This window comes from Bradyrhizobium sp. (assembly GCF_016462955.1).
Taxonomy (GTDB): domain Bacteria; phylum Pseudomonadota; class Alphaproteobacteria; order Rhizobiales; family Xanthobacteraceae; genus Bradyrhizobium.
Genome location: NZ_JAEMSD010000818.1, coordinates 1 through 1,948, shown reverse-complemented (window position 1 = coordinate 1,948; position 1,948 = coordinate 1). Strand labels below are relative to the sequence as shown.

General features: G+C 68.3%; 1 protein-coding gene. It reads left to right on the top strand.

The genetic code is table 11. The features are described 5' to 3' along the window. Positions 1-71: 71 nt before the first annotated feature. Positions 72-1,948, top strand: a 1,877-nt coding sequence (locus JHD07_RS38785; protein ID WP_291631830.1) for a hypothetical protein, incomplete at its 3' end; no start/stop codon positions are given.

Below are 1,948 nucleotides of genomic sequence, written 5' to 3'. Positions count from 1 at the left end.
GAACCCGGAATCTCGAGATTCCGGGTTCGATGCTTCGCATCGCCCCGGAATGACATTGATGGGTCCATCTCATGAACTACGGCATCGCATTCACGCCGCTCGTTCCCGCGCTCGTGCTGTGGCTCGCGCTCGCCGCGATCGTCGTCATCGCCATTGTGCTGCTGATGGCGCGCGCACGCGGCGCCGCGGTGCGCGTGGCCGCGCTCGCGCTGTTCCTGCTGGCGCTCGCCAATCCTTCCTTCACGCGCGAGGACCGCGATCCCCTCACCTCGGTCGCGGCCGTCGTCGTCGACAAGAGCCCGAGCCAGAACTTTGGCAACCGCAACCGCGAGGCCGCACAAGCGCAGGAAGCGCTGGTCGACAGCCTGAAGAAGATCAAGGGCCTCGAAGTCCGCGTCGTCGAGGCCGGACAGGCCGACGGCGAGACCGACGGCACGAAATTGTTCGGGGCGCTGGCCTCGGCCTTGGCGGACGTGCCGGTCGACCGCGTCGCCGGCGCGTTCCTGATCACCGACGGCCGCGTCCACGACATTCCCGCGAGCGCCGCCGCGCTCGGCTTCCAGGCGCCGGTGCACGCACTGATCACCGGGCAGAAGGACGAGCGCGACCGCCGCATCGCCATCACCGCCGCGCCGCGCTTCGGCATCGTCGGGCAGAGCCAGACCATCTCCTACCGCCTCGACGACCAGGGCGTCTCCGGCGAGCGCGCCAGGGTGACGGTCCGCCGCGACGGCGAGGTCATCAACGAGCGCACGCTGTCGAGCGGCCAGGCCGCCAGCGTCGACGTCGACATCAAGCATGCCGGGGCCAACATCGTCGAGATCGAGGCCTCGCCGCTCGAGCGCGAATTGACGCCGGTGAACAACCGCGCCGTCGTCGCCATCGACGGCGTGCGCGACAAACTGCGGGTGCTGCTGGTCTCGGGCGAGCCGCATTCAGGCGAGCGCACCTGGCGCAATCTGCTCAAGTCCGACGCCAGCGTCGATCTCGTGCATTTCACCATTCTGCGTCCGCCGGAGAAGCAGGACGGCACGCCGATCAACGAATTGTCGCTGATCGCGTTTCCGACCCGCGAGCTGTTCCAGCAGAAGATCAATGAATTCCAGCTGATCATCTTCGACCGCTACGCCCGCCAGGGCGTGCTGCCGATCGCCTATTTCGACAACATCGCGCGCTATGTGCGCGGCGGCGGCGCGGTGCTGGTCTCGGCCGGCCCGGACTACGCCTCCACCACCAGCATCTGGCGCACACCACTGGATTCGGTGCTGCCGGCCGAGCCTGTCGGCGTGACGGAAAAACCGTTCTATGCGCATCTGTCCGACACCGGCAAACGCCATCCGGTCACGCGCGGGCTGGAAGGCTCGGCCAGCGAGCCGCCGCGCTGGAGCCGCTTCTTCCGCACCGTCGATACCCGCAACGCGGTCAACCCGCCCGTGATGACCGGCGTCGACGGCAAGCCGCTGCTGTTCCTGTCGCGCTTCGGCGAGGGCCGCGTCGCGCTTTTGCTGTCCGACCACATCTGGCTGTGGGCGCGCGGCTATGAGGGCGGCGGGCCGCATCTCGATCTGCTCAGGCGGACGTCGCACTGGCTGATGAAGCAGCCCGATCTCGACGAGGAGGCGCTGCGCCTCCAGGTGCAGGGCAAGGACCTCGTCGTGGTGCGCCAGACCATGGCGGACAGCGTCCAGCCTGTCAGCGTGACCTCGCCGTCCGGCGTATCGCACGATCTGACGCTCTCGGCTGCCGATCCCGGCGAGTGGCGCGCCAGCCTGCCGGCCAGCGAGCTCGGCCTGTGGCAGGCGACCGACGGCACGCTGAAGGCGCTGATCAATGTCGGCCCGACCAATCCGAAGGAGTTTTCGGAAGTCACCTCCACGGTCGATACGTTGAAGCCGCTGACACAGGCCACGGGCGGCAACGCCGTGCGCGTGGCCGACGGCTCCAGCGT